This is a genomic window from Actinocatenispora rupis (assembly GCF_016861975.1).
In the GTDB taxonomy this organism is placed as follows: Bacteria; Actinomycetota; Actinomycetes; order Mycobacteriales; family Micromonosporaceae; genus Actinocatenispora; species Actinocatenispora rupis.
The window spans coordinates 141303-165139 of record NZ_BOMB01000019.1 but is presented as its reverse complement, the minus strand read 5'-3'; the positions used below and the strand labels follow the sequence as shown (position 1 = coordinate 165139).

General features: G+C 73.4%; 21 protein-coding genes. All 21 read right to left on the bottom strand.

From position 1 onward, the window contains the following. The 21 genes from Aru02nite_RS16960 to pyrR all read right to left on the bottom strand — a co-directional run bounded on the left by Aru02nite_RS16960 (position 1) and on the right by pyrR (position 23777). A complete protein-coding gene (locus tag Aru02nite_RS16960; RefSeq protein WP_203658556.1) occupies positions 1-1662 on the bottom strand; it encodes an MFS transporter in 1662 nt (553 codons plus the stop codon). After that, positions 1659-2111: a MarR family winged helix-turn-helix transcriptional regulator gene (locus tag Aru02nite_RS16955; protein WP_203658554.1), complete on the bottom strand. Its 453-nt coding sequence runs from the start codon at positions 2109-2111 to the stop codon at positions 1659-1661. The genes Aru02nite_RS16960 and Aru02nite_RS16955 overlap by 4 nt, the downstream gene beginning before the upstream one ends. An 81-nt stretch (positions 2112-2192) precedes the next feature. Continuing rightward, positions 2193-3122 (bottom strand): aminoglycoside phosphotransferase family protein, encoded by a 930-nt coding sequence (locus Aru02nite_RS16950; protein WP_203658552.1) that lies wholly within the window; start codon positions 3120-3122, stop codon positions 2193-2195. Between the two features lie 32 nt (positions 3123-3154). Next, positions 3155-3343: a hypothetical protein gene (locus tag Aru02nite_RS16945; protein WP_203658550.1), complete on the bottom strand. Its 189-nt coding sequence runs from the start codon at positions 3341-3343 to the stop codon at positions 3155-3157. A gap of 118 nt (positions 3344-3461) precedes the next feature. Continuing rightward, entirely contained in the window at positions 3462-4664 is a 1203-nt protein-coding gene (locus Aru02nite_RS16940; RefSeq protein ID WP_203658548.1) for a cytochrome P450, read from the bottom strand. A 113-nt stretch (positions 4665-4777) separates the two neighbouring features. Beyond that, on the bottom strand, positions 4778-6250 hold the full coding sequence (locus Aru02nite_RS16935) for an RsmB/NOP family class I SAM-dependent RNA methyltransferase (RefSeq protein WP_203658546.1): 1473 nt from the start codon (positions 6248-6250) through the stop codon (positions 4778-4780). 28 nt (positions 6251-6278) lie between these two features. Next, positions 6279-7202 (bottom strand): methionyl-tRNA formyltransferase, encoded by a 924-nt coding sequence (gene fmt / locus Aru02nite_RS16930; protein WP_203658544.1) that lies wholly within the window; start codon positions 7200-7202, stop codon positions 6279-6281. Positions 7203-7224: 22 nt separating this feature from the next. Further along, entirely contained in the window at positions 7225-7809 is a 585-nt protein-coding gene (gene def / locus Aru02nite_RS16925; RefSeq protein ID WP_203658774.1) for a peptide deformylase, read from the bottom strand. A gap of 208 nt (positions 7810-8017) precedes the next feature. Beyond that, on the bottom strand, positions 8018-9952 hold the full coding sequence (locus Aru02nite_RS16920; protein ID WP_203658772.1) for a primosomal protein N': 1935 nt from the start codon (positions 9950-9952) through the stop codon (positions 8018-8020). Between the two features lie 166 nt (positions 9953-10118). Further along, complete coding sequence (gene metK, locus Aru02nite_RS16915; protein ID WP_203658542.1) at positions 10119-11312, bottom strand: methionine adenosyltransferase; 1194 nt, start codon at positions 11310-11312, stop codon at positions 10119-10121. 112 nt (positions 11313-11424) lie between these two features. Further along, on the bottom strand, positions 11425-12648 hold the full coding sequence (gene coaBC / locus Aru02nite_RS16910) for a bifunctional phosphopantothenoylcysteine decarboxylase/phosphopantothenate--cysteine ligase CoaBC (RefSeq protein WP_203658540.1): 1224 nt from the start codon (positions 12646-12648) through the stop codon (positions 11425-11427). Positions 12649-12801: 153 nt separating this feature from the next. After that, the gene (gene rpoZ / locus Aru02nite_RS16905) at positions 12802-13068 is read right to left on the bottom strand and encodes a DNA-directed RNA polymerase subunit omega (RefSeq protein ID WP_203658537.1); all 267 of its coding nucleotides are present in this window, start codon (positions 13066-13068) and stop codon (positions 12802-12804) included. A 156-nt stretch (positions 13069-13224) separates the two neighbouring features. Next, entirely contained in the window at positions 13225-13815 is a 591-nt protein-coding gene (gmk, locus tag Aru02nite_RS16900; RefSeq protein ID WP_203658535.1) for a guanylate kinase, read from the bottom strand. Positions 13816-13983: 168 nt separating this feature from the next. Then, positions 13984-14304 (bottom strand): integration host factor, actinobacterial type, encoded by a 321-nt coding sequence (mihF, locus tag Aru02nite_RS16895; protein ID WP_203658533.1) that lies wholly within the window; start codon positions 14302-14304, stop codon positions 13984-13986. A 152-nt stretch (positions 14305-14456) separates the two neighbouring features. After that, positions 14457-15311, bottom strand: a complete 855-nt coding sequence (pyrF, locus tag Aru02nite_RS16890) for an orotidine-5'-phosphate decarboxylase (protein WP_203658531.1) — start codon at positions 15309-15311, stop codon at positions 14457-14459. 2 nt (positions 15312-15313) lie between these two features. Further along, complete coding sequence (locus tag Aru02nite_RS16885) at positions 15314-16396, bottom strand: quinone-dependent dihydroorotate dehydrogenase (RefSeq protein ID WP_203658770.1); 1083 nt, start codon at positions 16394-16396, stop codon at positions 15314-15316. Beyond that, entirely contained in the window at positions 16393-19800 is a 3408-nt protein-coding gene (carB, locus tag Aru02nite_RS16880; protein ID WP_203658529.1) for a carbamoyl-phosphate synthase large subunit, read from the bottom strand. The genes Aru02nite_RS16885 and carB overlap by 4 nt, the downstream gene beginning before the upstream one ends. Further along, complete coding sequence (carA, locus tag Aru02nite_RS16875; protein ID WP_203658527.1) at positions 19800-20954, bottom strand: glutamine-hydrolyzing carbamoyl-phosphate synthase small subunit; 1155 nt, start codon at positions 20952-20954, stop codon at positions 19800-19802. The genes carB and carA overlap by 1 nt, the downstream gene beginning before the upstream one ends. After that, positions 20951-22240: a dihydroorotase gene (locus tag Aru02nite_RS16870; RefSeq protein ID WP_203658525.1), complete on the bottom strand. Its 1290-nt coding sequence runs from the start codon at positions 22238-22240 to the stop codon at positions 20951-20953. The genes carA and Aru02nite_RS16870 overlap by 4 nt, the downstream gene beginning before the upstream one ends. Beyond that, positions 22237-23151: an aspartate carbamoyltransferase catalytic subunit gene (locus Aru02nite_RS16865; RefSeq protein WP_203658523.1), complete on the bottom strand. Its 915-nt coding sequence runs from the start codon at positions 23149-23151 to the stop codon at positions 22237-22239. Before Aru02nite_RS16865 ends, Aru02nite_RS16870 begins: the two co-directional genes overlap by 4 nt. Then, entirely contained in the window at positions 23148-23777 is a 630-nt protein-coding gene (pyrR, locus tag Aru02nite_RS16860) for a bifunctional pyr operon transcriptional regulator/uracil phosphoribosyltransferase PyrR (protein WP_203658521.1), read from the bottom strand. The genes Aru02nite_RS16865 and pyrR overlap by 4 nt, the downstream gene beginning before the upstream one ends. Between the last annotated feature and the right edge of the window lie 60 nt (positions 23778-23837).

Below are 23837 nucleotides of genomic sequence, written 5' to 3'. Positions count from 1 at the left end.
TCAGCCGACGGCGTCGAGCCGGTCGGACTCCCGGTCGATGACCAGGACCGGACGCCCGGAGTGCCGCGACACCTCGGCCACGACACTGCCGCCGAGCAGTGCGGACAGTCCGTCGTGCGACGACGAGCCGATCACGATGGCCGGTGCGGACAGCCGCGCCGCGCGGTCCAGGATCAGCCGCGCCACCTCCGGATGCGTACCGGTGCTGCCGGCGATCTCGCCGTCGGCGGTGGCGCCCGCCGCGCGCAGGTCGGCGAGCCGGGACGCGAGCAGCGACTGCGCGTCGGCCTCGCTCTCCAGGTCCATCGCGGTGTCGCCGACCACCTCGGTCTCGCGTACGTGCAGCAGGTGTACGGCGAGCTTGCGCTCCACGGCGACCCGCGCGGCGTGCCGTACCACGGCGGCGCTGTCGGGGGTGGCGTCGACGGCGACGAGCAGCCGGCCCGCGTCCGCCGGATCGGTCGCGGCGGCCGCGGGCTCGTCCACCGCCCGCAGGAACTTGTGCCCGCTGGCCAGCACCATGATGCCGACCGCGACGCAGCCGGCGCCGACGTAGAACGGCAGGTTCGGGCTGATGTTCTCGCCCAGCTTGCCGGCCAGGAACGGCGCGATCGCCCCACCGATGAACCGCACGAAGCTGTACGCCGCGCTCGCCACCGGCCGCTCGACCGGCGACACCTTCATGACCGTCTCGGTGATCAGCGTGTTGTTGATGCCGAGGAACAGTCCGGCCACGATCACCGCGACGATCAGCGTCGGCTTCGAGTGCGTCCACACGCCCATCACCACGAGCGTCACCGCGATCAACCCCTGCACCGCGTACAGGGTGTGCACGGTGCCGAAGCGCGCCTGGAGCCGCGGCGCCACGAACACCGACGTGATGGCGAGGCACAGCCCCCAGCCGAAGAACACGAGGCCGAGCTGGTGCGCCGACAGGTCCAGCGGGAACGGGGTCCACGCCAGCAGCGTGAAGAAGCCGTAGTTGTAGAACAGCGCGGTCAGCGCGGTCGTCAGCAGACCCCGGTGCCGCAGCGCCTTGATGGGGTCGATCACCGACGTGTGGTGTGTCGGCTTCGGCGATTTCGGTAGCAGCGTGATCACCGCGACGAACGCGATGGCCATGAGTACGGCGACGCCGAAGAACGGGCCGCGCCAGCTGATCCCGCCGAGCAGTCCGCCGAGCAGCGGGCCGACCGCGATGCCGACACCGAGCGCCGCCTCGTACAGGATGATGGCGCCGGCGACGCCACCGGACGCGGCACCGACGATGACGGCCAGCGCGGTGGCGATGAACAGCGCGTTGCCCAGGCCCCAGCCGGCGCGGAAGCCGATGACGCCGTTCACTCCGCCGGCCGTACCGGCGAGGGCGCTGAACACGACGATCAGCAGCAGGCCGCCCAGCAGGGTGCGCTTGGGGCCGATGCGGCTGGACACCCAGCCGGTGATCAGCATGGCCACCCCGGTCACCAGCATGTAGCTGGTGAACAGCAGCTCCACCTGGCTCGGGGTCGCCTTCAGGTCGTGGGAGATCGCCGGGAGGATCGGGTCGACGAGTCCGATGCCCATGAAGGCGATGACGCAGGCGAACGCGACCGCCCAGACGGACTTCGGCTGGCGCATGATGCTCGCCCCCTCGCCGTGAGCGTGTCCGGAGCGGCTCATGCCTGATCCACCTTTCGCCAGTTGTCGAGGAGTTTGTCGAGCGCGGGTATCGCCGCGGCGAGGGCCGCTCGGTCGTCGGCGTCGAGCGTGTCGAGGCGGCGCTGCAGCGCGGACTGCCGCGCGGTGCGCAGCCGGCCGAGCAGTTCACGGCCGGCGGGGGTCAGTTCGATGGTCACGACGCGCTGGTCGGACGGGTCGGCGCCGCGGGTGACGGTGCCGTCGGCGGTGAGCTTGCGCAGGTGCGTGGTCATGGTCGGCTGCGCGATCTGGGCGATCTCGGCGAGTTCGCTGACCCGCTTCGGCCCGTCCCGGTCGAGCGCCGCGAGCACGGTGGCCAGGGTGGGGCTCACGCCCGCGTAGTCGATCTCGCGGCGGAGCAGGTGGGTCAGGGTGCCGAGGCGACCGGAGAGCTCGCCGGCCAGCTGGCTGACCGCGGCTGTCGAATTCATATCCATAGCCTATCTATGCTTCTGGTCGGCCGGCAATGTGATCTCCCAGACCGCAGGCCGTGGTACGCCCGGTGGGCGCCGTCAGGTAGTGGCGAGCAGGCGGCGCAGCGCCTCCCGCGCCGGCGGCCCCCAGGTGGGCTTGCCACCCGGACGCCCGTGTACTCCCGCGTCCCCGATGAGGATGCCGACGAGTGCCCGCCCGACCGCGCAGCCGCGCGCACGACGGCGGGTCGCGGCGTACGTGGCCGGGTCGGTGGTCGCGGCGGACCGGTAGCCGGCGTGGAAGCGGTCCGCGGCACCGTCGGGCAGTACCAGCCACGCGGACGCGAGATCGTACGCCGGGTCGCCGGCGCACAGGTCGCCGAAGTCGATCACGCCGCAGAGGGCGCCGTCGGCGGTGAGCAGGTTCGCCGGATGCAGGTCGCCGTGCAGCCACAGCGCCGGCCCGGACCATTCGGGCGCGGCGACGGCGTCGTCCCAGACCGCGCGTACCGCGTCGGGGTCGGTGATCTGGCCGGTCGCGACGGCCGCGGCGAGCAGATCGGGAAAACGCCCCGCCTGGTCGGCGAGCCGTCCGCCGCGGTCCCGGCCGGCGGGCGCACCGTCCGGGGCGGGCCGGTGCAGCGCGGTGAGGAACGCGGCGAGCGCGTCGGCGGTCGCCGCGCCGCGAGTGGCGGGAGCCCGGTCCGCCGGTACTCCCGGCACCCAGGTGGTCACGAGCCACGGACGCGGGAACCGCGCGGACGGCTCACCCAGCCGCTGCGGTACCGGAACCGGCAGGGGAAGGTGCGGGGCGAGCGCCGGGAGCCAGCGGTGTTCCTTGCGCAGCAACGCATCCGCCGACTCGGTCGCCCACGGTACGCGGACCGCCAGGTCGTCGCCGAGCCGCCACAGCTGGTTGTCCCAGCCGCGGGCGCCGAGCCGCAGCGGGCGGTCGGCCAGGTCCGGATGCTGTTCGTGCAGCAGGTCCCGGATCAGTTCGGCGGTGATCTCCAGGTCGGTGTCCGTCATGCGCCGCAACGCTACCGGCCGGCGAACCCCGGTCAGCGGGTACGGCGCGGGAGCGGGCGTACGGCGGGAACGACGTGGCGGTGCAGTACGGGGCGGGTGTGGACCGGTTGCGGTCCGTGCACCGCCGACGCGACCGCTCTGGCGACCATCGGCAGGAACATCAGCAGGACCACGCCGACCAGGCCCACCACCCAGGTCGGGATCCGGATACGTTCCGCCACCGTGCTCGCCTCCCCCGGCCACCCACGGGCGGCCCCACGCGCCGGTCGCCCCGGACGCTAGGCGAGCCCGTACGCGGGAAGGGGCGAATCGGGGATATCGGACCCGACCGGGCGACGGTCAGTCCCAGCGGACGGGGAGGGCGGCGAGGCCGTACACGACGCTGTCGTGGCGGAAGGTCAGGTCGGCGGGGTCGCAGCCGAGGCGCAGGTCGGGCAGCCGGGTCAGCAGCGAGACCAGCGCCAGATCCAGCTCGACGCGCGCGAGACCCTGCCCGATGCACTGGTGCACGCCGTACCCGAAGGCGACGTGGTGGCGGGGGTCGCGCCGCAGGTCGAGCACGTCCGGGTCGACGAACGCGACCTCGTCGTGGTTGGCGGCGGGGATGGCGAGCACGACGCCCTCCCCCGCGGCGATCTCCGCCCCACCGATCTCCACGTCGACGGTGGCGACCCGGGCCACGGAGGTCTGTACGACGGACAGGTAGCGCAGCAGTTCCTCCACCGCCGGCCGTACCAGGGCCCGGTCGGTACGCAGGGCGCGCAGGGCGGCCGGGCGCCGCAACAGCAGCAGGACACCGAGGCCGAGCATGTTGGCGGTCGTCTCGTGGCCGGCGACCAGCAGCAGCCGCGCCATGCCGACCAGTTCGTCGTGGAGCAGCTCACCGGTCTCGATGCGCGCCGCGGTCACCCGGCTCAGCAGGTCGTCGCCGGGCCGCCGCCGCTTCTCCGCCACCAACCCGTCCAGGTACGCGTCGAGCGCGCGCAGCGCCGTCGCGGCCTCCTCGGGCGTCGCGGTCACCGACACGAGCGTCCGGCTGTGCCGCTGGAAGAACTCGCGGTCCGCGTACGGGACGCCGAGCAGCTGGCAGATCACCATCGACGGCAGCGGCAGCGCGAACGCGTCGAGCAGGTCGGCCGGCTGCGGCCGGTCGGCGAGCGCGTCGAGCAGCCGGTCGACCGCCGCCTGTACGCCGGGCCGCATCGCGTCGACCCGCCGTACGGTGAACTCGCCGATCAGCATCCGCCGCAGCCGGGCGTGGGCCGCCCCGTCCATCCGCAGGAACGACAGCCAGCCCGACACCCGCGGCGCCCCGACGAGCCGCGGGTATGCCGGGTCGCGGTCGTCGGCGGACAGCCGCGGATCCGACATGGCCGCGCGTACGTCGGCGTGCCGGGTCAGCAGCCACGGCGTGCTGCCGTCGGGCAGCAGTACCCGGCTCGGCGAGGCGGCCCGCAGCTCCCGGTACTCGGGCGGCGGCGCGAGCGGGTCGTCCCGGCGGAACGGGTACCGGGGAAACGGACAGTGCGTCGGTTCTGGCATGGCAGGCTCCAGACGTCCGGCCGACTTGCCGGCAGTCTTCGCCCCCTCGGCCGTGGCACCGGGGCGGGAGCGACGCTTTTGCCGTCATCCGAGAAGGTCGACCCGCCGTAGTCCTACTCGCCGGCGTCCCGTCGCAGCAGCGCCAGGAACATCGCGTCCGTACCGTGCCGGTGTGGCCAGAGCTGTACGGCCGGCCCCTCGCCCAGGCCCTGCACCGCCTCCGGGGTGACCGCGTCGAGCGCCGCGCGGGCGTCGAGCTGGGTCAACCCCGGCTGGTCGGCGAGCAGCGCGGCGATCTGCGCGGTGGTCTCGGCCGGGTGCGGCGAGCAGGTCACGTACCCGATGAGGCCGCCGGGACGGACGGCGCGGCACGCCGCGGCGAGCAGCTCGCGCTGCAGCGCGACCAGGTCGTCCAGATCGGACTCCTGCCGGCGCCAGCGGGCCTCGGGCCGGCGACGCAGCGCGCCGAGCCCGGTGCACGGGGCGTCGAGCAGGACCCGGTCGAACCCGCCGGCCGGCAGCTCGGGACGCTCGCCCACGGTACGGCCGTCGGCGTGCAGGACGTCGACGGGCAGCCCCGCGACGGCCTTGCCGACCAGCGTCGCGCGGTGCTCGGTGACCTCGACCGCGGTCAGCCGCGCGCCACGCTGCGCCGCGAGCGACCCGAGCAGCGCCGCCTTGCCGCCAGGGCCGGCGCACAGGTCGAGCCAGCGTACGTCCGGCCCGTCGAGCGGCGCGTCGGCGAGGGCCAGCGTGACGAGCTGGCTGCCCTCGTCCTGTACCTGGGCGCGGCCGTCGCGGATCTCGGCCAGGTCGCCGGGAGCGCCACCGGGCAGGTACACCGCGTACGGCGAGAGTCGGCCGACGGTACCGCCGACCCGTTCCGCGAGCTCGGCCGCGGTGGTACGGCCGGGCCGGGCGGCCAGGTGCACGGCGGGGCGCTCGTTGTCGGCGGTGAGCGCCGCGGTCAGGTCGCCCTCGTCGCCGCCGAGCGCGTCGCCGAGCGCGCGGACGATCCACTCCGGGTGCGCGTACCGCACGGCGAGGCCGGCCGCGTCGTCGGTCGGGGCGAGCCGCTCCAGCCAGCCGGGCAGGTCGCTGGTCGACACGCGCCGCAGTACGGCGTTGGCGAAGCTCGCCGAACCCGCGCCGGACGCCGACCGGGCCAGCGCCACCGTCGTCGAGACGGCGGCGTGCGCCGGAACCCGCGTGTACAGCAGCTGGTAGGCGCCGAGGCGCAGGGCGTCCCGGACCGGACCGTCCACTTTGGACAGTGGCCGGTTGGAGCCGGCGGCGAGCACCGCGTCCAGGGTGCCGGTGGCGCGCAGCGTGCCGTAGCACAGCTCGGTGGCGAACGCGGCGTCCCGGCCGCTCAGCGACCACTCGCCGAGCAGCGCCGGCAGCGCCAGGTTCGCGTACGCACCGCGGTCGTGCACCTGCCGGAGCACCTCGAACGCGGCGCGCCGGGCCCGGTCCACCGGCTTCGCGCCCGCCACCGGACGCAGCGGCGCGGGACGGCGCGGCGTACCACGGCGGGCCGGGCGCCCCTCCCGGTTGCGGCCGCGACCCCGGTCCGGCCCGCTCATCGACACACCGCCGTCACGTACTCGCGGGTCACGCGAACCGGTCCCCGGACTCGATGCGTACGCCGCGGGCCCAGGCGGCGGCGTCCATCCGCTTCTTGCCCGCGGGCTGCACCTCGCCCAGCCGTACCGCGGTGGTGGCGGTGCCGACAAGGACCTCGTTGCGGCCGACGACCAACTCGCCCGGTGCGACCGTGACGCCGTCGGCGAGACTCACCGGCAGTAGCTTCACCCGTTCGTCCCGGAAGGTGGTCCAGGCGCCGGGCGCGGGCGTGCCGGCGCGGACCCGGCGGTCGACCGCGAACGCCGGCTCGTCCCACCGGACCCGGGTGTCCTCGACGGTGACCTTCGGCGCGAGGCTCACCCCGTCCGCGGGTTGCGGCTCCGCCCGCGCGGTGCCGTCCTCGATCGCGTCGAGTACGGCGACGAGCAGGCCCGCGCCGGCGTCGGCGAGCCGGCCCAGCAGGTCGCCGGAGGTGTCGGTGGGGCGGATCGGCTCGGTGAGCGACCCGTACACCGGGCCGGTGTCGAGGCCCTCCTCCAGCTGGAACACGCTCGCGCCGGTCACCTCGTCCCCGTGCAGTACCGCGTGCTGGACGGGCGCGGCACCGCGCCACGCGGGCAGCAGCGAGAAGTGCAGGTTGATCCAGCCGTGCGCCGGAACCGACAGCGCCGCCGGTGGCACGAGCGCCCCGTACGCCACGACGGGGACGCAGTCCGGCGCGGTGTCCCGCAGCCAGGCAAGGAAGTCCTCGTCGCGCGGCCGGCGCGGGGTCCGCACCTCGACGCCGTGCTCGTCCGCCCACGCGGCGGCCGGCGACCGCAGCACCTTCCGGCCACGCCCGGCCGGCGCGTCCGGCCGGGTCACGACGGCCAGCAGTTCGTGCCGCGAGTCGGCGATGGCGCGCAACGCGGGCACCGCGACCTCCGGCGTACCGGCGAAGACCAGTCGCACTGAACGCTCCCCCCTCGGTGTGTCAGCCCAACCGGCCGTGGATGTGGTGTGGACTCAGCTGTACGGCAGGCGCCGGCTCCCCGTACCACTCGGCGGTGCGGATGGCGCGCATCGCGGCGCGCCGCGTCTCGGTGTCCAGCCGGTCGACGAACAGCACGCCGTCGAGGTGGTCGGTCTCGTGCTGCAGGCAGCGCGACATCATGCCGTTGCCGACGACCTGCACCGGGTCGCCGTACGCGTTGAAGCCCTTGGCCGCGACGTTCTGCCGGCGCTTGGTGTCGAAGTAGAGGCCGGGGATGGACAGGCAGCCCTCGGCGCCGTCCTGCTCCTCGTCGTCCGGGAAGTCGAGGCCCGGGTTGACCAGGTGACCACTGACACGCCCGTCCGGCCCCGGCACGTCGAACACGAAGACCCGCGCCGACACGCCGATCTGCGGCGCGGCGAGCCCCGCGCCGCGCTCGTCGGCCAGCGTGCTCGTCAGGTCCCGCACCAAGCGGCGCAGCTCGGCGTCGAAGCTCGCGACCGGATCACACGCGGTGCGCAGCACCGGATCGCCGAACAGCCGCAGCGGCCGGACCTGGCCGCCGGCAGCGTCCGCCGCGGCCAACTCGATCGACCCGGTCACCTCGGCGCGGACCGGAGGCGCCTCCCCCGGCTGCGGCTCGGCAGGTGCAGTCACTGCACGGACCCCTCTCGTACGTCGGTCGGCGCTGCTGCGGCAAGTCTACGGAGTGTGCCGCGGGCGTCCGCGCGCACAGCTGATCATGCCGAACGGGCCGGTCGCGCCGCAGGTCGGGCGGATCCTCGCGGCGGGCTCACAGCAGGTCGAGCGGGTCGATCTGGACCCGGACCGGCTGGGGGTCCTTGCGCGCGCTGCGCGCGCCGGTCGCGGCGCGCAACGCCGTCGCCAGTGCCGGACCCTTCCCCCGCGGTACGCGCAGCAGCAGTCGCTCGGTGTCCGGCGCGTCCGGCCGGTTGCGGGGTTTCGGCACCGGGACCGGGCCGAGCTCGTCGACGCCGTCGGGCAGGTCGGCGGCGGCCAGTACGGCGGCGATGGCGGTCGGGCTGCCGGTCAGGCTGGCCATCCGTACCGCCGGGGGGAAGCCCAGCTCGCGGCGGTCGGCCAGCTCGCGCTCGGCGAACCCGGCCGCGTCGAACCGGACCAGCGCCTGTACCACCGGCAGCGACGCGTCGGCCACCGCGACGACCCGGCCACCCGCCGCGGCCGGCCGGGCCAGTACGGCGGCGGCGAGCCACCGGCGCAGCGTCTCCTCCGCCGCGCGCAGGTCGGCGCGGGTCAGCAGGGCCCAGGCGTCGAGGAGCAGGACCGCGCCGTACCCACCGTCGGCAGGCGGCTCGGCGCCCGGCGTGGACACCACCAGCCCCGCCCCGTCCGGCACCCGGCCCAGGACGCCGTCGCGGCCCGACGTGCGCACCGGTACGCCCCGGAACGCGCGCCCCAGCTCCTCCGCCGTACGCCGGGCGCCGACCACCGCGGCGCGCAACGCCCGGCCGCCACACTCCGGGCACCGGTACCCGCCGGCCGTGTGCCCGCACCAGCGGCACACCGGGAAACCGCCCGAGTCGGGCACCGCGAGCGGACCGCCGCACTCCGGGCACCGGCCGCGCGCCCGGCACCGCTGGCACACCACCACCGGCAGGTACCCGCGGCGCGGCACCTGCACGAGTACCGGGGAGTCGGCGCGCAGAGCGGACTGCGCGGCCTCCCAGGCGACGCTGGGCAGCCGGGCCGCGGCCGCACCCGGATCCCGGGCCAGCTGGAACTCGTCGCCCGTCGGCACCACCCGCGGCGCGGCGGCACGCAACGCCGGCCGGTCCGCGGTGATCTCCTTCGCCCACCCGGTCGCCACCAACAACTGCGCCTCGGTACTCCGGGCGTAGCCGGCGACGAGCATCGCCGCGTCGGTCAGCTGCGCCCGGGTCAGCAACACCTCACGGGCATGCGGGTACGGCGCGTGCTCGTCGGCGTGCAGGTCGTCCCCGTCGTCCCAGATCGCCAGCAGGCCGAGATCCGGGACCGGCGCGAACATCGCCGCCCGGGTACCGACGACGAGCCGGACCTGGCCGCGCGCGGCGCGCAGGAACCGGGAGTACCGCTCGGAGGGGCCGAGGGACGCGGCGATCGCGACGTGCCGGCCGGTGCCGAGCCGCTCGGTGAGCGCGGCGTCCAACCGGTCCAGGTCCCGCGCATCCGGTACGACGGCGAGCCCGCCGCGCCCGCCGGCCAGCGCGGCGACGAGCGCGTCGGCGAGCCTGGCCCCCCAGTCCTCGCCGGGCAGCGCGGTGAACACGGCCCGTGGCGCGCGCCCGTCCGCCACCGCCCGCAGGTACGCCGGGCCGGCCGGGTAGCCCTGCCAGGCGTCCTCGGCCGGCGGCGCCGGTGGCTCCTCGGTCGGCGGCGGCTCCGCGGTGACCTTCTCGGCGCGCGCGTGCCGGGGCGGGACGGCCAGCCGCAGCACGTCGGCCAGCGATCCCGCGTACCGGTCGGCGACGGCGCGGGCCAGCGCCGCCACCTCCGGCGTCAGGACGACCTCGGGCGACACGACCCGGTCGAGGAACCCGAGCTTGCCGCCGAAGTCGGACTCCGCGGCGCGGGACAGGACGAACCCGTCGACGAGCTGCCCGCCGAACCGGACCCGTACCCGAACCCCCGGCTGTGCCGTGTCGGCAGCCTCCGCCGGTACCAGGTAGTCGAAGGTGCGGTCCAGGTGCGCCAGCCCGACGTCCACGCAGACCCGCGCGACGGGCAGCTCCGCCGCCGCCGCCGTACGGGTGCGGGCCGGCTTCCTCCCGCGGGACGCGGACGCCGCCGGTCGCGGCGCGGGCGGGGTGGTCACCGGCACCTCGACCGGCAGCATCCCGTCGTCGGTGTCCACCGTGCCCGCGCCGCCCGTACTACTTGGTGGCGATGGACTTCAGCTCGTCGACCCGGTCGGTCTTCTCCCAGGTGAAGTCGTCCAGCTCGCGGCCGAAGTGGCCGTACGCGGCGGTCTGCGCGTAGATCGGGCGGGCCAGCTTCAGGTCGCGGATGATCGCGGCCGGACGCAGGTCGAACACCTCGCCGACGGCCTTCTCGATCTGCTCGACCGGCACGCTGTTGGTGCCGAACGTCTCGATGAACAGGCTCACCGGCTGCGCCTTGCCGATCGCGTACGCCACCTGCGCCTCGCACCGGTCGGCCAGGCCGGCGGCCACGACGTTCTTCGCGACCCACCGCATCGCGTACGCCGCGGAACGGTCCACCTTCGACGGGTCCTTGCCGGAGAACGCGCCGCCGCCGTGGCGGGCGTAGCCGCCGTACGTGTCGACGATGATCTTGCGGCCGGTGAGGCCGGCGTCGCCCATCGGGCCGCCGATCTCGAACCGTCCGGTCGGGTTGACCAGCAGCCGGTAGTCCTCGCTGTCCAGGTCCAGCTCGGCCAGCACCGGCGTGATCACGTGCTCCCGCACGTCCGGGGTGAGCAGCGAGTCCAGCGAGATGTCCGGCGCGTGCTGGCTGGACACCACCACGGTGTTCAGCTTGACCGGGCGGAAGCCCTCGTACTCGATGGTGACCTGGGTCTTGCCGTCGGGCCGCAGGTACGGCACGGTGCCGTCGTGCCGGACGGCGGACAGCCGGCGGGACAGCCGGTGCGCCAGCGCGATCGGCAGCGGCATCAGCTCGGGCGTCTCGGTGCAGGCGAAGCCGAACATCATGCCCTGGTCGCCGGCGCCCTGCGAGTCGAGCTCGTCGGCGCTGGACCCGGACCGCTTCTCGAACGCGGTGTCCACGCCGACGGCGATGTCGGGCGACTGCGCGCCGATCGACACGCTCACGCCACAGGACGCACCGTCGAAGCCCTTCTTCGACGAGTCGTAGCCGATCTTCAGAATGGTGTCCCGGACGATGCGCGGAATGTCGGCGTACGCATCGGTGGTGACCTCACCGGCGACGTGGACCTGTCCGGTGGTGATCAGGGTCTCGACCGCGACCCGGCTGCGCGGGTCCTGGGTCAGCAACGCGTCGAGAATGCCGTCGCTGATCTGGTCGGCGATCTTGTCCGGGTGGCCTTCTGTGACCGACTCCGATGTGAACAAGCGGCGTGCCATGGTACTCCCCGGAGTAGGCGGAACGGGTAAATGGCGAGTTTAGCCGGATGGCCTCGCGGTGAACTCGCGGGACGGTACCAGCTTCGCGATCTGCCCCTGAGCCTACCCAGCGTCAGGCTTGATCCCCCAGTGACGGCGCCGACGCGAACCGCTCGGCGACCAGGTCGAGCACCCGGTCGGCCAGCTCGTCCTTCGTCATTTCCGGCAACTCGGTCGTACTCCCGTCGGCGCCCAGCACGGTCGCCTCGTTGGTGTCGGTACCGAAACCGCGGTCGACGCCGACCTGGTTGGCCACGATCAGGTCCGCGCGCTTGCGGGTCAGCTTGCCGGCGGCGCGCGCCAGCAGGTCGTCGGTCTCCGCAGCGAACGCGACCAGCACCTGGCCGGGCCGCTTCGCCGCACCGAGTTCCGCGGCGATGTCGGTGGTCTCGGCGAGCGCGATCGTCGGCGGCCCCGCCGGCGACTTCTTGATCTTGCTCGTCGCGTACTCGGCGGGCCGGAAGTCCGCCGGCGCCGCGGCCATCACCACCGCGTCGGCGTCCGCGGCGCACGCCACCACCGCCTTGCGCAGGTCCTCGGTCGTGTCCACCCGCACCACGTCGACGCCCGCCGGCGCCGGCAGCGACACGTTCGCCGCGATCAGCGTGACGGCCGCACCCCGGGCCACCGCCGCCCGCGCGAACGCGTACCCCTGCTTGCCGCTGGACCGGTTTCCCAGGAACCGCACCGGATCCAGGTACTCCCGCGTGCCCCCGGCCGTCACCACGATCCGCCGTCCGACCAGATCCGGCGTACGGTCCCGGCCGCCGGCGAGCAGCCGCCGCGCGATCTCGTACAGGGCGGTGGGGTCGGGCAGTCGCCCCTTCCCGGTGTCCGGCCCGGTGAGGCGCCCGGAGGCCGGTTCCACCACGATCGCGCCGCGGCGGCGCAGCGTGGCGACGTTCTCGACGGTGGCCGGGTGCTCCCACATCTCGGTGTGCATGGCCGGCGCGTACAGCACCGGGCAGCGCGCGGTGAGCAGCGTGGCGGTGAGCAGGTCGCCGGACTGCCCGTGCGCGGCCCGCGCCAGCAGGTCGGCGGTCGCCGGCACGACCATGACCAGATCGGCGGTCTGCCCCAGCCGTACGTGCTCGACCTGCGGCACGTCGTCCCACACCTCGGTGTGCACCGGCTGGCCCGACAGCGCCTCCCACGTCGGCGCGCCGACGAACCGCAGGGCCGCCGCGGTCGGTACCACCCGCACCGAGTGCCCCGCCTCGGTACACAACCGCAGCAGCTCACACGCCTTGTACGCGGCGATCCCCCCGGACACGCCGAGCACGATTCGACTGGTCATGTCCCCATGCTCTCGCGCCGGGGCGGCGGACACGCACCCAACCCTGGCCGACGACCGCAGCCGCGGCACAACCGGGCGGAAACGACAACAGCGCCGCGGCGACGACCCCCGGGTCGTACGCCAGCGGCGCTGGTTGCGGTGGTGCTGGGGCGCTCAGGCCTCGTTCGTGGGCTCGGCGGTCAGCAGGCCGCCGTTGATCTCCCGAAGCGCGATCGACAGCGCCTTCTCCTGCGGCGTGGTCTCCACCAGCGGGCCGACGTACTCCAGCAGGCCCTCGCCGAGCTGCGAGTAGTACGCGTTGATCTGGCGGGCACGCTTCGCGCCGAAGATGACGAGCGCGTACTTCGACGGCGTCTTCTCCAGCAGCTCGTCGATCGGTGGGTTGGTGATTCCTTCGGGACTGGCCACGGTTCCGGACACGCGGATCGACCTCAATGCCTGCGATCAGAGGATGGATGGTGGACGGCGCCGCGGCGGGCGGCTGCCACCGGTATGAACGACCGATGGTAGCAACAGGTTGTGACCAACGACGACGCCGGTGGCGAAATGTCCTCGCGTTGTGTGAGCAGCGACACGTCAGAGCTGTTTGCTGGGTGTCGGCGCCAGCAGCGCGACCAGCTCCGCGGCGGCCTGCTCGATCGAGTGGTTCACGATCGTCACGTCGAACTCGGGCTCGGCGGCCAGCTCCTCGCGGGCCAGTTCCAGCCGGCGACGGATCGTGTCGGCGTCCTCGGTGCCGCGGCCGACCAACCGGCGGACCAGCTCGTCCCAGCTCGGCGGCGCCAGGAACACCAGGCGCGCCTCGGGCATCGCGTCGCGTACCTGGCGGGCGCCCTGCAGGTCGATCTCCAGCAGCGCGGGCAGGCCGGCGGCGAGTCGACGCTCCACCGGGGCGCGCGGCGTGCCGTAGCCGTTGCCGGCGTACTCGGCCCATTCGAGCAGTTCGCCGGCGGCGGCCATGCGCTGGAACTCGGCCCGGTCCACGAAGTGGTAGTGCCGGCCGTCCACCTCACCGGGACGGGGCTTACGGGTCGTCACGGACACCGACAGCCACACGTCCGGGTACCGCTGGCGGACGAGGGCGTACACGCTGCCCTTGCCGACGCCGGACGGGCCGGACAGGACGGTGAGCCGCGCGGTACGGGCGGGTGCGCTGTCAACGGTCACGGTTTGTTTCTACCGAACGCCGTCCCGGCCCGTGCAGGGAACTCCCCGTGACGTGACCCGGCGGTACCCCGGACACGGCAGAGGCCGCCCGGTCGACCGGTACCGGTGCGGTACCTGTCGGCCTGACGGCCCCTGACGAGCGGTCCGGGCTGGCCCGGCCGCGGCTGCCTACTCGGCAGTGCTGAACTCGGCGAGCAGCGAAGCACGCTGGTGCTCGCCGAGGCCGCGCAGCCGCCGGCTGTCCGCGATGTGCAGCCGCTCCATGATCTGAGCGGCGCGCACCTTGCCGATGCCGGGCAGCGCTTCGAGCACCGCCGACACCTTCAGCTTGCCGACGACCTCATCGGTGTCGGCCTGCTTCAGGACGTCGGCCAGCGTCGTGTCCCCCCGCTTGAGCTTGTCCTTCAGCTCAGCGCGGGCCTTGCGCGCGGCAGCCGCTTTCGCCAGTGCGGCATGACGCTGCTCAGGGGTGAGCGACGGGAGCGGCACGAAGGTCTCCTTGGGTTGCGTATGACTCTTGCGAATCGGATGAACTACCAGCGCGGGAAACCTAGCGGGCAATCGCACCAGGAAGCAACGTCGGCGCGCTCGCGTGTTTCGCAATGCGTGGTGTCATCGTCGTCACATTCTTGCGCAACAGGTCACGCAGGTCGACCGAGCGCGCTAGCACATTGCCGCCGTACGGTGTCCGCGGCGTGACGGAGTGCCGCCACATCGGGTCCGTTTTGGAGTACTTCGCGGGAGTATGAGGGCAGTACCCAGGGCAGGGCGGAGCCGAAGACGGACGCCAGGTCGGCCGGTGTTGCGCCCTGTGCACCAAGACCGGGGGCAAGTAACGGCCCGTTGACCTTCGCCAGATCGTGACCGGTACCACCCGTGATCGTCGCCCCGACGACCGCGCCGACCGACCCGAGCGGCGACACCCCGGCGTTCACCGCCGCGATCTCGTCCAGTACCGTCTGCGCCACCGTACGGCCGTCCGCGGCGACGGCGTGCTGCACCGACGGGCCCTCCGGGTTGGACGTCAGCGCCAGCACGAACACGCCGCGGTCGTGCGCCAGCGCGGTGTCGACGAACGGCCGCAGCGACCCGAACCCCAGGTACGGGGAGACGGTCACGGCGTCGACGGCGAGCGGACTCGCCGGGTCCAGGTACGCGTCGGCGTACGCCTGGGCGGTGGAGCCGATGTCGCCGCGCTTGACGTCCAGTACGACCAGGGCGCCGGCGGCGCGCGCCTCGGCGACCACGGTCTCCAGCACGGCGATGCCGCGCGCGCCGAAGCGTTCGAAGAAGGCGGACTGCGGTTTGAGCACGGCGACCCGGTCGGCCAGCGCCTCCACCACGGTCCGGGCGAAGCGTTCCAGGCCCGACGCGTCGTCCGGCAGGCCCCAGGCGCGCAGCAGGGCGGCATGCGGGTCCACGCCCACACACAACGCCCCCCGGGTACTCATCGCGGCGTCCAGACGCGCGCCGAACGACGCGGCACCGTCGGCCATGGCTACCCCTTTCCCGGGCCGTACACGGTCTGTGAGACGGCCCGGTTGATCTGCCGGACGAGCTCCGGACCCTGGTAGATGAAGCCGGTGTAGAGCTGGACGAGGCTGGCGCCAGCGTCGAGCATGCGCAGCGCGCCGTGCGCGTCGCCGATGCCGCCGACGCCGATCACCGGCAGCGTGTCACCGGCCTCCCGGTGCACGAACCGGACGACCTCCAGGGCCTGTTCGTGCAGCGGCCGGCCGGACAGCCCGCCCGCCTGCGTGGCGACGGCACGGTCGGCGCCGGTCACCCCCTCGCGCGACAGGGTGGTGTTGGTGGCGATCACGCCGGCCACCCCGTGCTCCGCGCAGACCGCGAGTACTTCGGCGAGGGCTTCGTCGGTGAGGTCGGGGGCGACCTTCACCAGCAGCGGCCGGGGCGTACGGCCGGCGGCCAGGGACCGGGCCTCCGCCGACAGCGCCCCCAACAGCTCGGCCAGCTGTGCCTTGTCCTGCAAGGAACGCAGGCCCGGCGTGTTCGGCGAGGAGACGTTGACGGCGAAGTAGTCGCCGTGCTCGTACAGGATGCGCAGGGAGGCGACGTAGTCCGCGACGGCCTCGTCGAGCGGCGTGACCTTGGACTTGCCGAGACTGATGCCCAGCGGTACGGGCAGGCGGCCCAGCGTGGCGAGCCGGTCGGCCAGCGCCGCCGCGCCGGCGTTGTTGAAGCCCATCCGGTTCACCAGCGCGCCCGAGGACGGCAGCCGGAACAGCCGCGGCCGGTCGTTGCCGGGCTGGGGGTGCCGCGTCACCGTACCGACCTCGACGAACCCGAACCCGAACGCCGGCCACGCCGGCAGCGCCCGCCCGTCCTTGTCCAGCCCGGCGGCCAGCCCCACCGGGTTCGGGAAGCGGATCCCGTACACGGTGCGCGGCTCGGCCCGCGCCTGGTACCGGTAGCGGCTCGTGGCGGCCCACAGCGCGGTCAGCCGGGCGTCGCCGCCCGACACGGCGGCCAGCGCCCGCAGCGTCGTCTCGTGCGCCACCTCGGCGTCTCCCCCGCCCAGCCGGAACAGGGCGGGGCGGAGGAGCCTCGTGTACATCAGGCGCCGCGCAGCGCGGTGTGCAGCGACTGGAGCGGCCGTACGGTCATCTCGCCGCGGATCAGCGCCTCGATGCCCATGATCGCCGCCGACGCGCCCTGCACCGTGGTGATGCAGGGGGTGTCGGTGGTGACCGCCGCCGAGCGGATCTCGTACCCGTCGGCGCGGGGTCCGGAGCCGTGCGGGGTGTTGATCACCAGCGCCACCCCGCCGGACTCGATCAGCTCGACAGCGTTCGGCCCGGTGTCGCCCGCCGGGTCCTCGTAGTGCTTGCGTACGACGGTGGCGGCGATGCCGTGCCGGCGGAGCACCTCGGCCGTACCGGCGGTGGCGGTGATCGAGAAGCCCAGGTCGGCCAGCCGCTTGACCGGGAAGATCAGCGCCCGCTTGTCGCGGTTGGCGGCGGACACGAACACGGTGCCGGCGGTGGGCAGCGACCCGTACACGGCGGCCTGCGACTTGGCGAACGCGTGGCCGAACGTGGTGTCGATGCCCATCACCTCGCCGGTCGACTTCATCTCCGGCCCGAGCAGCGAGTCGATCCCGCGGCCCTCCTCGGTGCGGAACCGCTTGAACGGCAGTACCGCCTCCTTGACCGCGACCGGCGCGTCGTCGGGCAGCGTGGCGCCGTCGCCCTCGGCCGGCAGCATGCCCTCGGCGCGCAGCTCCGCGACCGTGGCGCCGAGCATGATCCGCGCCGCCGCCTTCGCCAGCGGTACGGCGGTGGCCTTGGACACGAACGGCACCGTACGCGAGGCGCGCGGGTTGGCCTCCAGCACGTACAGCTGGTCGTCCTTCAGCGCGTACTGCACGTTGAGCAGCCCGCGTACGCCGACACCGGCGGCGATCGCCTCGGTGTAGCGGCGGACCTGCTCGATGTCGGAGGCGCCGAGGGTGATCGGCGGCAGCGCGCAGGACGAGTCTCCACTGTGGACACCCGCCTCCTCGATGTGCTCCATGATGCCGCCGAGGTACACCTCGGTGCCGTCGCACAGCGCGTCCACGTCGATCTCGATCGCGTCGTCGAGGAACCGGTCCACGAGCACCGGGTGCTCCGGCGAGACCGCCGTGGCCCGCGCGATGTACGAGCGCAGCGTCGCCTCGTCGTACACGATCTCCATGCCGCGCCCGCCCAGCACGTACGACGGGCGGACGAGCACCGGGTAGCCGATCTCGTCGGCGATCGCCTTCGCCTCGGCGAACGAGGTGGCGGTGCCGTGCTTCGGCGCGGCCAGCCCGGCCGCGGTCAGCAGCGCGCCGAACACGCCCCGGTCCTCGGCGTTGTCGATGCTCGCCGGGCTGGTGCCGACGATCGGTACGCCCGCGTCGGCGAGCCGGCGCGCCAGGCCCAGCGGCGTCTGCCCGCCGAGCTGCACGATCACGCCCACCACGCCCGGACCGCCGGCCGACTTCCCGGTCGAGTCCTCGACGTGCACGACCTCCAGCACGTCCTCGAACGTCAACGGCTCGAAGTACAGCCGATCGGCGGTGTCGTAGTCGGTCGACACGGTCTCCGGGTTGCAGTTGACCATGACGGTCTCGAAACCCGCGTCGCGCAGCGCCATCACCGCGTGCACGCACGAGTAGTCGAACTCGATGCCCTGGCCGATCCGGTTCGGCCCGGAACCGAGGATCAGCACCTTCGGCCGGTCGGACGGCGCGACCTCGTTCTCCGCCGCCGGATCCGTCTCGTACGCCGAGTAGTGGTACGGCGTGGTCGCCGCGAACTCCGCCGCGCAGGTGTCGACCGTCTTGTACACCGGCCGTACGCCGAGGCGGTGGCGCAGCGCCCGCACCCCGTCCTCGCCGGCCAGCTCGGCGCGCAGCGCGGCCAGCTGCCGGTCGGACAGTCCGGCCCGCTTCGCGCGACGCAGCAACGGCCCGTCGAGTACGGGGGCGTCGGTGATCTCGGCGCGCAGCTCGACGAGGCCGGCGATCTGGTCGACGAACCACGGGTCCATGCCGGACGCCGCGCACACCTGCGGCACGCTCGCGCCGGCGCGCAACGCCCGCTCCACCGTGTACAGCCGGCCGTCGTGCGGCACCCGCAGCGCCGCGAGCAGTTCGTCCACAGTGGACGCAGGCTCGGAGCCTACGGAGCCGCCTCCGGAACCGCTCCGCTCCTCGGTCGCTGGCGCTCCCTGCGATGCTCGCGAACCCGTCACCGGCTCGGGGCCGGTCCAGAAGCTGGCCGCTTTGGTCTCCATCGAGCGCAGCGCCTTGTTCAGCGCCTCGGGGAAGCTGCGGCCCAGCGACATGGCCTCGCCGACCGACTTCATCGTCGTGGTCAGCTCGGCGTCCGCGCCGGGGAACTTCTCGAACGCGAACCGCGGCACCTTCACCACCACGTAGTCCAGCGTCGGCTCGAACGCCGCGGGCGTGGCCCTGGTGATGTCGTTGGCGATCTCGTCCAGCGTGTAGCCGATGGCGAGCTTCGCGGCGATCTTCGCGATCGGGAATCCGGTCGCCTTCGACGCCAGCGCGCTGGACCGCGACACCCGCGGGTTCATCTCGATGACGACCATCCGGCCGTCCGCCGGGTTCACCGCGAACTGGATGTTGCAGCCGCCGGTGTCCACCCCGACCTCGCGCAGTACGGCGATGGCCAGGTCCCGCATCCGCTGGTACTCGCGGTCGGTGAGCGTCATCGCCGGCGCCACCGTGACCGAGTCGCCGGTGTGTACGCCCATCGCGTCGATGTTCTCGATGGAGCAGACGACCACCACGTTGTCGTTGCGGTCGCGCATCAGCTCCAGCTCGTACTCCTTCCAGCCGAGGACGCTCTCCTCGATGAGGACCTCGGTGGTGGGGCTGGCGGCCAGGCCGGCGCCGGCGATGCGGTCGAGCTGCTCGTCGGTGTGCGCCATGCCGGAACCCAGGCCGCCCATGGTGAAGCTGGGCCGGACCACGACGGGCAGGCCGACCTCGGCGACCGTCTCGCGTACCTCGGCCATCGAGTGGCAGACGCGGCTGCGCGGCACGTCGCCGCCGACGGCGCGGACCACGTCCTTGAACTTCTCGCGGTCCTCGCCGCGCTGGATCGCCTCGATGTCGGCGCCGATCAGCTCCACGCCGTACTTGTCGAGGATGCCGGCCTCGTGCAGCGCGACCGCCGCGTTGAGCGCGGTCTGGCCGCCGAGCGTGGCGAGCAGCGCGTCCGGCCGCTCCCGCGCGATGACCTGCTCCACGTACTCGGTGGTGATCGGCTCGACGTACGTCGCGTCGGCGAACTCCGGGTCGGTCATGATGGTCGCCGGGTTCGAGTTGACCAGGCTGACCCGCAGGCCCTCGGCCCGCAGTACCCGGCACGCCTGGGTGCCCGAGTAGTCGAACTCGCACGCCTGCCCGATCACGATCGGCCCCGAGCCGATGACCAGGACGTGACGGATGTCGGTACGCCGCGGCATCAGCGACCCCCTTCTGCCTCAAGCTCGGGTCGCGAGCTCCCCTCGATCAGGTCCACGAACCGGTCGAACAGGTAGTCGGCGTCGTGCGGCCCCGCCGCCGCCTCCGGGTGGTACTGCACGGAGAACGCCCGGGTCCGGCCGTCGGAGGTGACCCGCAGCCCCTCGACCACGTCGTCGTTGAGACACACGTGACTGACCTCGACCGTGCCGTACTCGGTGTCGGTGGCGCCCTCGCGCGGTGCGTCGACCGCGAAACCGTGGTTGTGCGCGGTCACCTCGACCTTGCCGGTGGCGAGGTCCTTGACCGGCTGGTTGATCCCGTGGTGCCCGTACGCCAGCTTGTACGTGCCGAAGCCGAGCGCCCGGCCGAGGATCTGGTTGCCGAAGCAGATGCCGAAGATCGGCACCCCGCGGGCCAGCAGCTCGCGGGTCAGCGCGACCTGCTCGTCGGCGGTGGCCGGGTCGCCCGGCCCGTTGCTCAGGAACACCGCGTCCGGGCTGGTGGCCAGCACACTGTCCACAGTGGACGACGCCGGCAGTACGTGCGTGGTGACGCCGCGGGCGGCCAGCCGGCGCGGCGTGTTCCGCTTGATGCCGAGATCCAGCGCGGCGACCGTGAACCGCCGCTCCCCCTCGGCCCCCACCGTGTACGCCTCGGCCGTACTGACCTCGCCGACCAGGTTCGAGCCGACCATCCGCGGCGCGGCCTGTACCCGGGCCAGCAGCGCGGCCGGATCGGTGTCCACACTGGACACCCCGACCCGCATCGCGCCGCGCTCGCGCAGGTGCCGGGTCAGCGCCCGGGTGTCGATGCCGGCGATGCCGACGACACCCTGGCCGGCCAGCTCCTCCTCCAGCGTCCCGGTCGCACGCCAGCTCGACGGGATCCGGGCCGGGTCGCGCACCACGTACCCGGCGAGCCACATCCGGTCGGACTCGTCGTCCTCCCGGTTCACCCCGGTGTTGCCGATGTGCGGCGCGGTCATCGCCACGACCTGCCCCCGGTACGACGGGTCCGTCAGCGTTTCCTGGTACCCGGTCATGCCGGTGTTGAACACGGCCTCGCCGAACGTCTCCCCGACCGCCCCGTACGACTCGCCGGTGAACGTCCGGCCGTCCTCCAGGACCAGGATCGCGGTCTCTCGTGTGGTCACTTCTGCGCCTTCCCGTCGAGCACCGTCGCCTCACCCCGCAGGAACGTCGCCACGATCCGCCCGGGCAGCGTGCGCCCCGCGTACGGCGTGTTCCGGCTCGGCGAGGCCAGATCCGCGGGATCGACGGTGATCCGCGCGGCCGGGTCCACCAGCGTCAGGTTCGCCGGGGCTCCCGGCGCCGGGTCGTGGCCGTGGTCGGTCAGCCCGGCGATGCGCGCCGGCCGCCGGCTCATCCGCTCCGCGACGGTGTCCCAGTCCAGCAGGCCAGGCTCCAGCATCGTGTCGAGGACGACCGGCAGTGCCGTCTGCAGGCCGAGCATGCCGGGCCGCGCGTACGGCCACTCGCATTCCTTGTCCTCGGTGGTGTGCGGGGCGTGGTCGGTGGCGACCACGTCGATCACGCCCTCGGCGAGCGCCGCCCGCAACGCCGCGACGTCCTCGTCGGTACGCAGCGGCGGGTTGACCTTGAACACCGGGTCGTACCCGGCGGCCAGCTCGTCGGTCAGCAGCAGGTGGTGCGGGGTGACCTCGGCGGTCACCCGGAAGCCCTTCGACTTGGCCCAGCGCAGGATCTCCACGCTGCCCGCGGTCGACACGTGGCAGATGTGCAGGCGCGCGCCGACGTGCCCGGCCAGCAGCGCGTCCCGGGCGATGATCGCCTCCTCGGCGACCGCCGGCCAGCCCGTCAGGCCCAGCCGCGCCGACCACTCACCCTCGTGCATCTGCGCGCCCACGGTCAGCCGCGGCTCCTCCGCGTGCTGCGCGACCACCCCGTCGAACGCCTTCACGTACTCCAGCGCCCGGCGCATCATCCGCGGGTCGGCCACGCAGTGCCCGTCGTCGGAGAAGATCCGTACCCGGGCGGCCGAGTCGGCCATCGCGCCCAGCTCCGCCATCCGCTCCCCGGCCAGGCCCACCGTGACCGCGCCGATCGGCTGCACGTCCACCAGCCCCGCGGCCTGCCCCAGCCGGTACACCTGCTCGACGACGCCGGCGGTGTCGGCGACCGGGTCGGTGTTGGCCATCGCGCACACCGCCGTGTACCCGCCGAGCGCCGCGGCCCGGGAACCGGACTCGACGGTCTCGGCGTCCTCGCGGCCCGGTTCGCGCAGGTGGGTGTGCAGGTCGACCAGGCCCGGCAGGGCGACCAGCCCGTCGGCGTCGACGCGGGTGGCGCCGGCCACGTCCGCGTCGGGGCCGACGGCCTCCACCACCCCGTCCCGGATCAGCAGATCGGTCGGCTCCCCGCCGACGACCCGGGCCCCTCGTACGACATACGCGGTCACGACTTTCCCCCCAGCAGCAGGTACAGCACGGCCATCCGGACGCTGACGCCGTTGGCCACCTGTTCGACGATGGTGGAGCGGGCCGAGTCGGCCACCTCCGGTGCGATCTCCATGCCCCGGTTCATCGGGCCGGGGTGCATCACGATCGCGTGGTCGGGCAGCGCCCGCATGCGCGCGCCGTCCAGCCCGTAGCGCCGCGCGTACTCCCGGGCCGACGGGAAGAACGAGTCGTTCATCCGCTCCCGCTGGACCCGCAGCATCATCACCGCGTCGGTGTCCGGCAGCACCGCGTCCAGGTCGTACGACACGGCGGCGGGCCACGAGTCGACCCCGACCGGCAGCAGCGTGGGCGGACTGACCAGCGTCACCTCGGCACCGAGCGTCGCGAGCAGCGTCACGTTCGACCGGGCGACGCGGCTGTGCAGCACGTCGCCGACGATCGCCACGCGTACCCCGTCGAGCTTGCCCAGCCGCGAACGCATCGTGTACGCGTCGAGCAGCGCCTGCGTGGGGTGCTCGTGCGTACCGTCGCCGGCGTTGACGACGCTGCCGTCGACCCAGTGCGCGAGCCGGTGTGCCGCGCCGGACGCCGAGTGCCGGATCACGACCGCGTCGGCACCCATCGCCTGCAGCGTCAGCGCGGTGTCCTTCAGGCTCTCGCCCTTGGACACGCTCGACCCCTTGGCGGAGAAGTTGATCACGTCGGCGCTCAGCCGCTTCGCGGCCACCTCGAACGAGGTGCGGGTCCGCGTCGAGTCCTCGTAGAACAGGTTGACCACGGTACGGCCGCGCAACGTCGGCAGCTTCTTCACCTCGCGCCCGGCCACGGTCGCCATCTCGGTCGCCGTGTCGAGTACCAGCGTGGCGGTCTCGCGGTCCAGGTCGGCCGCGGACAGCAGGTGGGCGATCATCGGACCTCCCGGTCGGCCAGCAGGACCGCGTCGTCGCCGTCGACCTCGCGCAGCAGTACGCGCACGCTCTCGGCCAGCGAGGTGGGCAGGTTCTTGCCGACGTAGTCGGCGCGGATCGGCAGTTGCCGGTGGCCGCGGTCGACGAGCACCGCGAGCTGCACCTGGCTGGGCCGGCCCAGATCGTTCAGCGCGTCGAGCGCGGCCCGCACCGTACGGCCGGAGAACAGCACGTCGTCGGTGAGGATGACGCGCTTGCCGTCGATGCCGTCGGCGGGCAGGTCGGTCGGACCGAGTGCACGGGTGCCGCGCAACCGCAGGTCGTCGCGGTAGAGCGTGACGTCGAGGATGCCGACCGGCACGTCGACGCCCTCGAACGCGGCGATCCGGTCGGCGAGCCGGTGCGCCAGCGGTACTCCGCGGGTCGGGATACCGAGCAGCACCGTGTGTTCTGCGCCACGTGTCTTTTCGAGGATCTGATGGGCGATCCGCGCCGTGATGCGCGCGAGGTCCGATGCGTTGAGGATCGGCCGCGGCTGGGCGGGCTGGGCCTCGGCCGGCGAATTCGCCTGGTCCGCGGCACCCTGATCGGGCCGACCTTCGGGCAGGTCGGCAGGTGGTGCGGTCATACTGGGACTCCTTCCCCGCCTCACGGGACGGGCCTTAAAGGACGCCATACGCGCGCTCAA

Excerpts from the sequence above, each read along its gene's own strand:
- Aru02nite_RS16960 (WP_203658556.1), bottom strand. The coding sequence starts at position 1,662 with ATGAGCCGCTCCGGACACGCTCACGGCGAGGGGGCGAGCATCATGCGC.
- Aru02nite_RS16955 (WP_203658554.1), bottom strand. The coding sequence starts at position 2,111 with ATGAATTCGACAGCCGCGGTCAGCCAGCTGGCCGGCGAGCTCTCCGGT.
- Aru02nite_RS16950 (WP_203658552.1), bottom strand. The coding sequence starts at position 3,122 with ATGACGGACACCGACCTGGAGATCACCGCCGAACTGATCCGGGACCTG.
- Aru02nite_RS16940 (WP_203658548.1), bottom strand. The coding sequence starts at position 4,664 with ATGCCAGAACCGACGCACTGTCCGTTTCCCCGGTACCCGTTCCGCCGG.
- Aru02nite_RS16935 (WP_203658546.1), bottom strand. The coding sequence starts at position 6,250 with ATGAGCGGGCCGGACCGGGGTCGCGGCCGCAACCGGGAGGGGCGCCCG.
- metK (WP_203658542.1), bottom strand. The coding sequence starts at position 11,312 with ATGGCACGCCGCTTGTTCACATCGGAGTCGGTCACAGAAGGCCACCCG.
- coaBC (WP_203658540.1), bottom strand. The coding sequence starts at position 12,648 with ATGACCAGTCGAATCGTGCTCGGCGTGTCCGGGGGGATCGCCGCGTAC.
- pyrF (WP_203658531.1), bottom strand. The coding sequence starts at position 15,311 with ATGGCCGACGGTGCCGCGTCGTTCGGCGCGCGTCTGGACGCCGCGATG.
- carB (WP_203658529.1), bottom strand. The coding sequence starts at position 19,800 with ATGCCGCGGCGTACCGACATCCGTCACGTCCTGGTCATCGGCTCGGGG.
- Aru02nite_RS16865 (WP_203658523.1), bottom strand. The coding sequence starts at position 23,151 with ATGATCGCCCACCTGCTGTCCGCGGCCGACCTGGACCGCGAGACCGCC.
- pyrR (WP_203658521.1), bottom strand. The coding sequence starts at position 23,777 with ATGACCGCACCACCTGCCGACCTGCCCGAAGGTCGGCCCGATCAGGGT.